This is a genomic window from Pseudomonas sp. 2VD, assembly GCF_005503585.1.
GTDB classification, from domain to species: domain Bacteria; phylum Pseudomonadota; class Gammaproteobacteria; order Pseudomonadales; family Pseudomonadaceae; genus Pseudomonas; species Pseudomonas aeruginosa.
In genome coordinates this window covers 1-10,951 of record NZ_SCND01000200.1, presented here as the reverse complement: position 1 = coordinate 10,951, position 10,951 = coordinate 1, and the positions used below count along the sequence as shown (strand labels likewise).

The window sequence follows — 10,951 nt, the reverse complement described above, 5'->3', positions numbered from 1 at the left end:
CACAGCCCGCCGCAAGCAGCGCCATCCGCTGCCGAGGCGTGCCGTCCGCCGCCGGCCCGAGCCCGCGGCATGCCCGACTACAAGGTGGCAGATCCATGTTTGCACTGAACAAATCCGCACTGGCCGGCCTGGCCAGCACCAGCCTCTTCGTCCTGCTCTGGAGCAGCGGGGCCATCGCCTCGAAATGGGGCCTGGCGCACTCCTCGCCGTTCGCCTTCCTGGTGTTCCGCTTCGGCATCGCCCTGGCCTGCCTGCTGCCGCTCGCCCCGCTGCTCAGGCTGCGCGCGCCGCGCAGCGCGCGTGAGCGCGGCAAGGCCCTGCTCACCGGCCTGGTGATGCTGGGGATCTATCCGATCTTCTATATCTTCTCGCTGAAGCTGCAGGTCACTCCCGGCATGATGGCGACCATCCTCGGCGTGCAACCGATCCTCACCGCCGTCATCCTCGAACGCCGGCAGTCGCCGGCGCGCCTGTTCGGGCTGCTGCTGGGCCTGGCCGGCCTGGTGCTGGTGGTCTACCAGGGCATCGGCCTGGCCGGGATGTCCACGGCCGGCATCCTCTGCGCACTGCTGGCGCTGGCCGGCGTCACCGGCGGCTCGATCATGCAGAAGGGCATCCGCGAGAACCCGCTGGGCACCCTGCCCCTGCAGTACCTCGCCGGCCTCGGCCTGTGCCTGGCGTTCGTGCCCTTCCAGCCGTTCGAGTTCGAATGGAACGCCGGCTTCCTGGTCCCCGCGCTGTGGATGGGCGTCGTGGTCTCGGTGGGCGCGACCCTGCTGCTCTACCGGCTGATCGCCCAGGGCAACCTGGTCAACGTCACCAGCCTGTTCTACCTGGTGCCGGCGGTGACCGCGATCATGGACTTCATGGTCTTCGGCAACCGCCTCGGCTGGCTCAGCCTGCTGGGCATGGGGCTGATCGTGGTGGGTCTGATGTTCGTCTTCCGCAAGGCCGGCTGAGCGAACCGAGCGGGTCGCGGCCCGCCCTTGGCAGAGCGCGCGCGGATTCAGTTCTGCGCGAGCTTGCCAGCCATCGCCGCGAACCCCGGCCCCGGCACCGCCGTCACATCGCGCGACCCCACCGGCTCGCCGCACTCCGGGCAGACCATGGTCGGCCGGAACTTGTGGCCACAGGCCTTGTGCACATACTCCACCGGAGCGCCGCGGCCCTCGTCGAGCCAGCGGTCGCCCCAATTGGCCAGGGCCAGCAGCACCGGATGCAGGTCGTGGCCCATCTCGGTGAGGCGGTATTCGTAGCGCGGCGGTCGCTCCTGGTAAGGCACCTTCTTCAGCGCGCCCGCCTCCACCAGCCGGCTCAGGCGGTCGGCCAGTACCTGACGGGTGACCCCGAGGCTGGCCTGGAACTCATCGAAGCGGCGCATGCCGAGAAAGCAGTTGCGCAGGATCAGCAGCGTCCAGCGGTCGCCGAGGATCGCCAGGCTGCGCGCCATCGAACAGGGCGTTTCGCCGACTTCTTGCCATTTCATGGGGTTCTCCCGGAAAAACCTCCGTCCATTCTAGGGGGCCGCTTCGGAGCTTGACCAGTTCCAAATTGGAACTTAGTATCCGGCCGAAAAGGTCATGGACCCGGCGCGCTCCTGGCAGGATCGGACAAACCAGCACTACGGACGGGTCCCATATCAGCGCCCGCATAGTAAGTTCCGATTCGGAACTGTAGAAGCGTCGAGCATGAGAGGGAAAGGCCGATACGACGGGGTTCCGTGTGCCGCCCGCGCGTCGTCCTTGCAGCACAGCGTCAGGCAGTCCCGAAAGAACGAAGCCCGCACGGCTGGGGTGCGCCCCAGGTTGCGCCGGCAACGACAACAACGAGGAACACACCGTGACTACGCCGTCCCCGCAATGGAAGAAGACCGCCTGTATCCTCTGCAGCCTCAACTGCGGGCTGGAAGTGCAGACCGAGAATGGCCGCATCAGCAAGATCCGCGGCGATGACGACCACCCCGCCTCGCAGGGCTACGTCTGCGAGAAATCGCAGCGCATGGACTACTACCAGAACGGCGCCGACCGCCTGGACACGCCGATGCGCCGGCGCCCCGATGGCAGCTACGAAGCCATCGACTGGGACACGGCGATCCGCGAGGTGGCGGAGAAATTCCTCGCCATCAAGCGCAGGCATGGCGGCGAAAGCATCCTCTACTACGGCGGCGGCGCGCAGGGCAACCACCTCGGCGGCGCCTACGGCGACAGCACGCTGAAGGCCCTCGGGGTGAAGTACCGCTCCAACGCCCTGGCCCAGGAAAAGACCGGCGAGTTCTGGGTCCAGGGCAAGATGTTCGGTACCGGCGTGCACGGCGACTTCGAGCATTGCGAGGTGGCCATCCTGATCGGCAAGAATCCCTGGCAATCCCATGGTTTCGCCCGCGCCCGCGTGCTGCTCAACGCCATGGCCAAGGACCCCGCGCGCTCGATCATCGTGATCGACCCGCGCCTGAGCGAAACCGCCGCCCTGGCCGACTTCCACCTGCAGATCCGTCCGGGCACCGACGCCTGGTGCCTGGCGGCGCTGGTCGGGATCATCGTCCAGGACGGGCTGCTGGCGCGCGACTGGCTGGCTGAACACACCAGCGGCTACGAGCACATCGTCGACGAACTGAACGCCATCCCGGTGGCCTACTGCGCCGAGACCTGCGGGGTGGCGGAAGACAAGCTGCGCGCCACCGCCCGGCGGATCGCCAGCGCCAGCAGCGTATCGGCGCTGGAAGACCTGGGCATGCAGATGAACCTGCACTCGACCCTCGGCAGCTACCTGCAACGCCTGGTCTGGTTGCTCACCGGCCATTACGGGCGCCCCGGCACCAGCAACGCCTTCGTGCCCTTCCTCTCGCTGTCCAAGGCCAGCAAGGGCGATACCTCGATGGGCAAGAAGGGCGCGCCACGCGTCGAGAAGCGCAGCCCGGTGGCCAATGCCAAGATCATCATCGGCCTGATTCCCTGCAACGTGATTCCAGAGGAAATCCTCACCGACCATCCCAAGCGCTATCGCGCCATGCTGGTGGAGACCGGCAACCCGCTGCATTCGCTGGCCGATAGCCAGCGCATGCGCGAAGCCATGCGCGCCCTGGAGTTGTCGGTGGTGATCGACGTGGCCATGACCGAGACCGCGCGCCACGCCGACTACGTGCTGCCGGCGGCGAGCCAGTTCGAAAAAGCCGAGGCGACCTTCTTCAACCTGGAATTCCCGCGCAACGCCTTCCACCTGCGCGCGCCGCTGTTCCCGGCGCGCCCCGGCACCCTGCCGGAAGCGGAGATCCACGCCCGCCTGCTGGAAGCCATGGGCGTGCTCGGCGAGAAAGACTACCGGCCGTTGCGCCTGGCCCTGAAGCTCGGGCGCAAGGCATTCTCGGCGGCTTTCCTCGCCGCCGCGGCGACCCGCCCCAAGGTCATGAAATACGCGCCGGTCCTGCTCTACCGTACCCTCGGCCCGACCCTGCCCGCCGGCATGGAAGCGGCCGCGGCGATCTGGGGCATCTGCCAACTGCACGTGCTGAACAACCGCAAGACCGCTGCCCGCGCCGGCTTCGACGGGTTGCCGCCACTGGCCGCCGACCGCCTGTTCCAGGCCATGCTCGACAACCCGTCCGGGGTGGTCTTCGCCGAAACCACCTACGCCGAAAGCTGGCAGGCCGTCGCCCGTCCCGAACAGCGGATCAACCTGCACATCCCCGAACTGTTGCCGGAACTGGCCAAGCTCGCCCACAGCGCGCCACCCCACGATCCGGCCTACCCGTTCATCCTCGCCGCCGGCGAGCGGCGCAGCGACACCAGCAATACCGCCGTGCGCGACACCGGCTGGCACCGCCGCGGGCGCTACGGCACCCTGCGCATCAGCCCGCAGGACGCCGAGGCGCTGGGCTGCGCCGACGGCGAGGTGCTGCGCGTGGTGACCCGCCGCGGCGACGTCGAGGCGGAAGTGGAGATCAGCGACATGATGCAGCCGGGCAATATTTCCCTGCCCAACGGCCAGGGCCTGGACTACCGCAACGCCGAGGGCGAGGTGGTGCGCCGGGGCGTGGCGCCCAACGAGGTGACCGACTGCACCCAGCGCGACTTCCTCGCCGGCACGCCCTGGCACAAGTACGTGCCGGCGCGCCTGGAACGGCTGGCGACGCCCGCCGCTACGAACGCCTGAGCCAGGGAGGACGATCATGACCTTCGTCGTGCTGGAAGAATGCATCCGCTGCAAACACACCGACTGCGTGGAAGTCTGTCCCGTGGACTGCTTCTACGAAGGCCCCAACTTCCTCGTCATCCACCCCGATGAATGCATCGACTGCGCGCTCTGCGAGCCGGAATGCCCGGTCGCCGCGATTCGCGCCGAGGACGAGGTGCCGCTCGGGCAACGGCAGTTCATCGCCCTCAATGGCGAACTCGCCGCGCATCCCAACTGGACGCAGATCACCCGCAAGAAGCCGGCGCCCGACGACCACGACGCCTGGTTCGGCCTGCCGGGCAAGCTGGCCGAACTCGACCGCAACGGCGCCTGAGGCGCTGACGGTGCTCAGGCTTCGGCGCGCGAACGCATGAGCCGCCGGTAACGGCGGGTCTGCAGGAGCGCGCCGGCCTGCTGCGCGAGCAACGCGCACAGCGGCGACACCCGTGGGTTGGTCGCCCTGCCCCGGCTCAGCTTGCGCAGCTGGAACTTCACCGCGGCCATGTTCGCCAGCGAGGCCAGGGGTTTGTTCTTCCAGGTTATCGGCCGCAACTGCGGCGCCGAGTCCTTGCCGGCGCGCCAGTCGCGCGGCAGGTTCGGCTCGATCGCCAGCGCCGTGCCGATGCCGACCATGTCCACCCCGCTAGCCAGCACCTGCTCGGCCACCGGCCGCCGGCGGATGCCGCCCGTGACCATTACCGGCATCCGCGCCGCCGCGCGGATGTCGCGGGCGAACTCGACGAAGTAGGCCTCGCGGGCCAGGGTCCGCCCGTCGCGCGCTTCGCCCTGCATGGCCGGCGCCTCGTAGCTGCCGCCCGACAGCTCGACCAGGTCGATGCCCAGGCCATCGAGCATCCGTACCACCTCGCGGGCATCGTCGGCGCTGAAGCCGCCGCGCTGGAAATCGGCGGAATTCAGCTTCACCGCCACCGCGAAGCCAGGGGCAACCTCGGCGCGCACCGCCCGGACGATCTCCAGCAGCAGGCGCGCGCGATTCTCCAGGGAGCCGCCCCAGGCGTCGCTGCGGCGGTTGCTCAGCGGCGAGAGGAACTGGCTGAGCAGGTAACCGTGGGCGGCATGGATCTCCACCCCGCTGAAGCCGGCCCGCTCGGCCAGGCCGGCGCTGCGGGCGAACCGCTGGATCACCTCGGCGATCATCGCCTCGTCCATCGCCTTCGGCGTAGCGAAGTGCCTGGACATCCCGCCCAGTTCCAGCGGCACCGCCGAGGGCGCCCAGGCCTGCTGGCCGAGATTGGCCTGCATCTGCCGGCCGGGATGGTTGATCTGCAACCAGAACTGCGCGCCGGCGGAACGCCCGATGCGCGCCCAGCGGCGGAATTTCTCCAGTTGCGCGTCGTTTTCCAGGACCACCCCGCCGGGGCCGGTCATGGCACGGCTGTCGACCATCACGTTACCGCTGATCAGCAGCCCGGCGCCGCCGTCGGCCCAGGCCTGGTAGAGGCGCATCAGGCGTTCGGAGGGGGCCTGCGCGGCATCGGCCATGTTCTCCTCCATGGCGGCCTTGGCGAGGCGATTGGGAATGGTCGAGCCGTTGGGAAGCGTCAGCGTGTCGAACAGGTTCATGGGCCTACCTCATGAGGACAGTGGCCCGACGATAAGATTGAAGTCGACTTCAAGGTCAACGCTTTTTTTCCGCGCCGCCTGAGCCCCGACCGGGTGCCGGGAGCGCGCCCCGGCACCCGGCGCGCTCAGCCGCGGATGAAGGCCAGCAGGTCGGCGTTGATCACCTCGGCCTGGGTGGTCGGCATGCCGTGCGGGAACCCCGGATAGATCTTCAGCGTGCCGTTGCGCAACAGCTTCGCCGAGAGTACGCCGGAATTCTCGTAGGGCACGATCTGGTCGTCGTCGCCATGCATCACCAGCACCGGGATGTCGATGCGCTTCAGGTCATCGCTGAAGTCGGTCTGGGAAAAGGCCACGATCCCATCGTAGTGGGCCTTGGCGCCGCCCATCATGCCCTGCCGCCACCAGTTGCGGACGATCCCTTCCGAGGGCTGCGCCCCGGGACGGTTGTAGCCATAGAACGGGCCGGCGGGAATGTCCTGGTAGAACTGCGCGCGATTGGCCGCGAGCTGCGCCTGGAGATCGTCGAAGACGCTCTTCGGCAGGCCGCCCGGATTGCCCTCGGTCTTCACCATCAGCGGCGGTACCGCGCTGATGATCGCCGCCTTCGGCACCGGGTCGTCGGGATAGCGGGCGATGTAGTGGACGACCTCGCCGCCGCCGGTGGAATGGCCGACATGGATCGCCCCGCGCACCCCGAGGCGCTCGACCACCGCCGCCACGTCGTCGGCGTAGTGGTCCATGTCATGGCCGTCCCAGACCTGGCTGGAGCGACCATGGCCACGGCGGTCGTGGGCCACTACGCGAAAGCCCTCGGCGAGGAAGAACAGCATCTGCGCATCCCAGTCGTCGGAACTCAGTGGCCAGCCATGATGGAAGTAGATCACCTGGGCGTCGCGCGGCCCCCAGTCCTTGTAGAAGAGTTCGACGCCATCCTTCGTTGTCACGTAACCCATGTCGCTTCTCCCGATCGGTGTGGATGCAGGCAACGGCGCCACCCTGCGGCCGCCGTCCCCTGTGTAGAGTAGAAAGCCGCCTGCGTTGCGCCGCCTGGACGAGGAAAACGCGACCGGCGGTAGCGCCCATGCGGCCTGGCGAACCCGTCGATGGAGGCGAGTTCGTCGCCCGGCCGTGAAACCACCCTAGGCTTGAAGTAGGCTTGAAGGTCAACGCGTTTCGAGGTGCGACATGAAAATCGGCGAACTGGCCAAGCTCACCGGCCTGGCGACATCGCGCATCCGCTTCTACGAGGCCAGCGGCCTGATCCGCTCGCAGCGCAAGGCCAACGGCTACCGCGACTATGCGGCAGATACCGTGTGGATCCTGGAGTTGGTCACCGGCGCCCAGGGCGCCGGCTTCTCCCTGGAGGAGATCGCTCGCCTGCTGCCGAGCGGCGATGGCGCCTGGCAGCACGGCGAGCTGCTCGAAGGCTTGCGCCGCAAGGTGGCCGAGATCGAGGCCCTGCAACGACGCCTGGAACAGAACAAGGCACAATTGCTGGTGGCCATCGAAAGCATCGAGAACAAGCCGGACGGCCTGCAGTGCACGGAAAACACCCAGCGCGTGCTGGAGCGCCTGCGCGAGGAAGGCCCTCCCCAGACGGTCGGGCGTCCACGGCAAACCCGCTCGCGGGGGTCCTCTCCCACGCCGGCGGAGCAGCGGCTTTCCGACGCTTGACCTTGAAGTCGACTTGAATCTTAGAGTGACGCCAACCCTCCCGGACAGCCTGCCGAAACCGGCTGCCGAAGGGATCACTCACCGAGGAAGGTCAACGCAATGACCAAGCGCATCCTGCACGTCGTCACCAACGTCGCCCACTATGCCGATCCGACCCAGCCCACCGGGCTGTGGCTGTCGGAGTTGACCCATGCCTACGAGACCTTCGCCGCCCGGGGCTACCAGCAACGCCTGGTCAGCCCCCGCGGCGGCGAGTCGCCGCTGGAGCCGCGCGCCCTCGGCTGGCCCCACGCCGACGCCAGCGCCAAGGCCTGGCTGGCCGACGAGGCGCGCCTGGCGCTGCTGGCCGACACCGCCGCTCCCGAGCAGGTCGACGCGGAGGCCTTCGACGCCATCTATTTCACCGGCGGCCACGGCGTGATGTGGGACTTCCCCGACGACGCCGGGCTGCAGCGCCTGACCCGCGAGATCTACCAGCGCGGCGGCATCGTCTCGTCGGTCTGCCACGGCTATTGCGGCCTGCTCAACACACGCCTGGACGATGGCCGCCTGCTGGTCGCCGGGCGCCGCCTGACCGGCTACTCCTGGATCGAGGAAGTGCTCGCCGGGGTCGCCCGCAAGGTGCCGTACAACGTCGAGGAAGAAATGAAACGACGCGGCGCGCTCTACGAAAGAAGCCTGCTGCCGTTCACCAGCAAGGTGGTGGTCGACGGCCGCCTGGTCACCGGGCAGAACCCGCAGTCGGCCAAGGCCACGGCCGAGCAGGTGGCCGCCCTGCTCGGCTGAACGCGGCGCGTCAGTCCTGCGCGCGCCTCATCTGGAAGTCGTGGCGCCGCTTGCCGATGAAGAACGACATCTGCATCGTGCCGTCGGCCAGGGGCCGCAGGATCGTCGCAGTGCTGGTCGTGTGGTAGGGGTCGAACTCGTCGAAGGGCGACCTGACAGGAATGGAGCCGCCATCGACGCCTTGCGGGCTGCGCGACGCGGCGGCCTACGCCAGCGGCTTGAGCATGAGGAAGTTGCGCACGCTGTAGTAACCCTGCGAATCCTGCCAGTCGAGAGCGGCCAGGTTCTGCATGCCGGCCTCCCACGGCTGGTTGTCGAACAGCGCCTCCACCGTGCGCTGGTTGCCGAAGGCACAGAAGAAATGCCGGAACCAGTGCAGGCGCGCGTCCAGCGGCTCGGCGCGAATCGCCCGCTCGATGCTCGGGAACAGCCCGGCCGGCAGCGGCGGCGCCTTGCCCTCGGCGCCGCGCAGGCCGAGGTTGCCGATATGCACCTCGAAACGCCGCTCGCCGATCTCCCAGGTCTCCACCATCACCTGGTCCTCCTCGGCCTGGCCCCAGAGCGCGGAAAGCAGCACGTGGAAAGAGTTGGAGGCGAAGTTACGCAACGCGTCCTGCAAGCCGTCCTCGCCGCTGCCGATGCCGGCGAAGGCTTCCTGCAACTGGCGCTCGTCCTCCAGCAGCACGTCGACATCCAGCCGCCCGGTCTTCTCCCCCGCATACCAGGTGGCGCGGATCGCCGGTAGCCGCCCGGCTGGCGCCACCCATTCGCCGTGCACGACGCACTCGATCCGGTGGGATTCGAACAGAGCAGCCAGATGCTGCGAGACGGAGACCGCTTCCATGGGTTGTCCTTGCATGGTCGAGGGCGCGCCGCCGAGGCGCTGCCCGGAAAGCCCGGCGAGGCCGGGCGAAACGCGGCATAGGGTAGCGCAGATCGGAATCCTCGGCGCCGCCAGCTTCGCCACGCTGGCGCAGCGACAGCCAAGAGCCCTCCTGCCGTCGCTGCTGCGAGCGGGGCCTCGTCCACCTGGCTGGTCTGGCGCAGGCGTGGGGCAGGTCGGGCCGAAGCCCCCTCCCAGGCCCTGGCCGAGAACTCGGGTGCATAGGCAGGGAAACGCATCGGTACCGACGAGCCGGACGTAGTGCGCAGGAACCCGGAAGGGAATGCGACATCAGATTTTCCTGTTTGGCAACGTCCGCGGCTGCTTCATGTGTTGGCCGAACAAGAATGACCATCGGCAAGCCCGCGACGTTGTTCTGCGTCTGTCCTTCAGACCGACTCGACGGTGACCCAGTAACGCGTCAGGTAGCGCACGCGCACGGGCAGCGACTTGCCCAGGTTCTGCAGGACCGCGTCGATCCGGTCCAGGCGGTAGGTGCCGGAAAGGCGCATCTCCGCCACCTCGGCGGCGCAGCGCAACACTCCGGCGCGATAGCGGGACAGCTCGGCGATGAACTCGCCCAGCGGCCAGTCCACCACCGTCAGCACGCCCTGCGTCCAACTGCCTTCGCCTTCGCGCAAGGGCGTCGACGAGTAGCCGCGTCGCTCGTCGAAGAGAGCCTGCTGGCCGGCTGGCAGGCGCATCGGCCGGGTCGGCGTTTGCAACGGGCGTAGCTCCACTGCATGGCTGAGGACGCAAACGCGCGTGCGCGGCCCCTCGCAACGCACGCTGAAACGGGTTCCCAGCGCGCGCACGCTGCCTTGTGCGGTGTGCACAAGGAACGGGCGAGCGCTCTGCGCGCTTTCCACGAGGATCTCGCCCCGCCACAGGTACGCCTGGCGCAGGCTTTCGTCGTAGGCCAGGTCCAGCGCGGTGGCGCTGCTCAGGTCGACCTGGGTACCGTCCGCCAGGCGCAGTTGGCGGCGTTCGCCGACGCCCGTGCGCTCCCCGGCGAGGAGCGCACGGTAAGGCAGGCCGCCGCTCGCCAGCCAGCCGCTACCCGCGGCGCAGGCCAGCAGGGCGAGCGTCTTGAGCAGCGCTCGGCGCCGCGCACGCACGCCTGCCAGCGTGTGCAGGGAGGTCTCCGCCGGCAGCGCCGCCCATTGGCCCTGCAAGCGCTCGATACGCTCCCAGGCCCGACGGTGTCGCGGGTCGGCCTCCAGCCATTCGCGCCAGGCCTGGCGCTCGCCATCGTTCGGCGGTTCCGCGCCGAAGCGCACGTACCAGGTGGCGGCGGCCTCCAGCACCTCGATCTCCAGTTCCATGGTCAGTCCTTGCAGAGCAACAGGCAGCGGGTCATGGCGCGAACCATGTGGTTCTCCACGGTGGTCATCGAGACGCCCAGGCGCTCGCCGGCCGACCTGTAGGTAAGCCCTTCGAGCTGTACCGCGAGGAACACCTGGCGGGTACGCTCGCCCATGCCGTCGAGGGCGAGGTCGATGGCAGTCAGGGTCTCCAGGATCGACAGTCGCGTTTGCGCTGGAATGTCCAGCGGCTCCGGCCGCGCGGCCAGGCTGTCCAGATAGGCCTGCTCGGTGGCGCAGCGGCGGAAGCTGTCGCTCATCAGCGCCCGGACGCTCGCGCTCAGATAGCAGCGCGGTTCGCGGAGGGCCTCGGCGCTACGCGAGGCGAACACGCGCACGAAGGTGCCGTGGGCGAAAACGGCGGCATCCTGGGCATTGCCCAGGCACAGGCGAAGCCATTGCCGGAGCCGGCTTCCATGCTCGACGCGGGGTTTGCCTATCGAGGCCGTCGGGCACGCTGGCCGTTCTTCTTGCGGTGGATGGGGGC

The 10,951-nt window shown here is 68.5% G+C and carries 11 protein-coding genes; 5 read left to right on the top strand and 6 right to left on the bottom strand.

All coding sequences use genetic code 11. The features are described 5' to 3' along the window. Window positions 1-95 precede the first annotated feature (95 nt). Window positions 96-959: a DMT family transporter gene (locus FFS27_RS20350; protein WP_003119465.1), complete on the top strand. Its 864-nt coding sequence runs from the start codon at window positions 96-98 to the stop codon at window positions 957-959. A gap of 47 nt (window positions 960-1,006) precedes the next feature. Here FFS27_RS20350 and FFS27_RS20345 read toward each other — a convergent pair whose 3' ends face one another. Further along, window positions 1,007-1,486: a winged helix-turn-helix transcriptional regulator gene (locus tag FFS27_RS20345; protein WP_003090577.1), complete on the bottom strand. Its 480-nt coding sequence runs from the start codon at window positions 1,484-1,486 to the stop codon at window positions 1,007-1,009. 353 nt (window positions 1,487-1,839) lie between these two features. Here FFS27_RS20345 and FFS27_RS20340 point away from each other — a divergent pair, with 353 nt between their 5' ends. Further along, window positions 1,840-4,149: a molybdopterin oxidoreductase family protein gene (locus tag FFS27_RS20340; RefSeq protein ID WP_017149124.1), complete on the top strand. Its 2,310-nt coding sequence runs from the start codon at window positions 1,840-1,842 to the stop codon at window positions 4,147-4,149. Between the two features lie 16 nt (window positions 4,150-4,165). Further along, complete coding sequence (gene fdxA, locus FFS27_RS20335) at window positions 4,166-4,504, top strand: ferredoxin FdxA (protein ID WP_003090580.1); 339 nt, start codon at window positions 4,166-4,168, stop codon at window positions 4,502-4,504. A 14-nt stretch (window positions 4,505-4,518) separates the two neighbouring features. Here fdxA and FFS27_RS20330 read toward each other — a convergent pair whose 3' ends face one another. Together FFS27_RS20330 and FFS27_RS20325 are read right to left on the bottom strand one after the other, a co-directional pair. Then, window positions 4,519-5,754 (bottom strand): NADH:flavin oxidoreductase/NADH oxidase family protein, encoded by a 1,236-nt coding sequence (locus FFS27_RS20330; protein WP_003122573.1) that lies wholly within the window; start codon window positions 5,752-5,754, stop codon window positions 4,519-4,521. Window positions 5,755-5,879: 125 nt separating this feature from the next. Then, a complete protein-coding gene (locus FFS27_RS20325; RefSeq protein ID WP_003116692.1) occupies window positions 5,880-6,710 on the bottom strand; it encodes an alpha/beta fold hydrolase in 831 nt (276 codons plus the stop codon). Between the two features lie 232 nt (window positions 6,711-6,942). On the opposite strand from FFS27_RS20325, the gene FFS27_RS20320 reads away from it, so the two are divergent. After that, window positions 6,943-7,431, top strand: a complete 489-nt coding sequence (locus FFS27_RS20320) for a MerR family transcriptional regulator (RefSeq protein WP_003090587.1) — start codon at window positions 6,943-6,945, stop codon at window positions 7,429-7,431. A gap of 99 nt (window positions 7,432-7,530) precedes the next feature. Continuing rightward, window positions 7,531-8,217 (top strand): type 1 glutamine amidotransferase domain-containing protein, encoded by a 687-nt coding sequence (locus FFS27_RS20315; protein ID WP_023091653.1) that lies wholly within the window; start codon window positions 7,531-7,533, stop codon window positions 8,215-8,217. A gap of 205 nt (window positions 8,218-8,422) precedes the next feature. On the opposite strand, the gene FFS27_RS20310 is transcribed toward FFS27_RS20315, so the two are convergent. The 3 genes from FFS27_RS20310 to FFS27_RS20300 form a co-directional block, all read right to left on the bottom strand. Beyond that, window positions 8,423-9,061 (bottom strand): DUF6348 family protein, encoded by a 639-nt coding sequence (locus FFS27_RS20310; protein ID WP_003090593.1) that lies wholly within the window; start codon window positions 9,059-9,061, stop codon window positions 8,423-8,425. A gap of 428 nt (window positions 9,062-9,489) precedes the next feature. Then, the gene (locus FFS27_RS20305; RefSeq protein WP_023101185.1) at window positions 9,490-10,425 is read right to left on the bottom strand and encodes a FecR domain-containing protein; all 936 of its coding nucleotides are present in this window, start codon (window positions 10,423-10,425) and stop codon (window positions 9,490-9,492) included. Window positions 10,426-10,427: 2 nt separating this feature from the next. Beyond that, complete coding sequence (locus FFS27_RS20300) at window positions 10,428-10,904, bottom strand: sigma factor-like helix-turn-helix DNA-binding protein (RefSeq protein ID WP_031635289.1); 477 nt, start codon at window positions 10,902-10,904, stop codon at window positions 10,428-10,430. Window positions 10,905-10,951: the final 47 nt, after the last annotated feature.

What these genes read in the sequence shown, in the direction of transcription:
- FFS27_RS20350 (WP_003119465.1), top strand. Translation starts at nt 96, where the DNA reads ATGTTTGCACTGAACAAATCCGCACTGGCCGGCCTGGCCAGCACCAGC.
- FFS27_RS20345 (WP_003090577.1), bottom strand. Translation starts at nt 1,486, where the DNA reads ATGAAATGGCAAGAAGTCGGCGAAACGCCCTGTTCGATGGCGCGCAGC.
- fdxA (WP_003090580.1), top strand. Translation starts at nt 4,166, where the DNA reads ATGACCTTCGTCGTGCTGGAAGAATGCATCCGCTGCAAACACACCGAC.
- FFS27_RS20330 (WP_003122573.1), bottom strand. Translation starts at nt 5,754, where the DNA reads ATGAACCTGTTCGACACGCTGACGCTTCCCAACGGCTCGACCATTCCC.
- FFS27_RS20325 (WP_003116692.1), bottom strand. Translation starts at nt 6,710, where the DNA reads ATGGGTTACGTGACAACGAAGGATGGCGTCGAACTCTTCTACAAGGAC.
- FFS27_RS20320 (WP_003090587.1), top strand. Translation starts at nt 6,943, where the DNA reads ATGAAAATCGGCGAACTGGCCAAGCTCACCGGCCTGGCGACATCGCGC.
- FFS27_RS20315 (WP_023091653.1), top strand. Translation starts at nt 7,531, where the DNA reads ATGACCAAGCGCATCCTGCACGTCGTCACCAACGTCGCCCACTATGCC.
- FFS27_RS20310 (WP_003090593.1), bottom strand. Translation starts at nt 9,061, where the DNA reads ATGGAAGCGGTCTCCGTCTCGCAGCATCTGGCTGCTCTGTTCGAATCC.
- FFS27_RS20305 (WP_023101185.1), bottom strand. Translation starts at nt 10,425, where the DNA reads ATGGAACTGGAGATCGAGGTGCTGGAGGCCGCCGCCACCTGGTACGTG.